Source organism: Neobacillus cucumis (assembly GCF_023715505.1).
In genome coordinates, this window is record NZ_JAMBOH010000155.1 from 1 (window position 1) to 266 (window position 266).

Consider the following 266-nt stretch of genomic DNA (forward strand, 5'->3'; position numbering starts at 1 on the left):
GTTGACCGCTTTTTGTTTGTTTAGTTTTGAGGGAGCAATTCTCTCAAGGTAAATTCGTTCTTTGAAAACTAGATAATTGTATAGAAGAAACCAAGTAAAAACCGAGTAAAATCGCCATTTTAGAATACTCTCTATTAAATTAGAGTAAAACCTTTTAGGTTAAGTTAGAAAGGGCGCACGGTGAATGCCTTGGCACTAGGAGCCGATGAAGGACGGGACTAACACCGATATGCTTCGGGGAGCTGTAAGTAAGCTTTGATCCGGAG

At 39.8% G+C, this 266-nt stretch carries 1 rRNA gene; it reads left to right on the forward strand.

Going from position 1 to position 266, the window contains the following annotated elements:
* Positions 1 to 157 precede the first annotated feature (157 nt).
* A 23S ribosomal RNA gene (locus M3226_RS31915) occupies positions 158 to 266 on the forward strand; the annotation flags it as partial.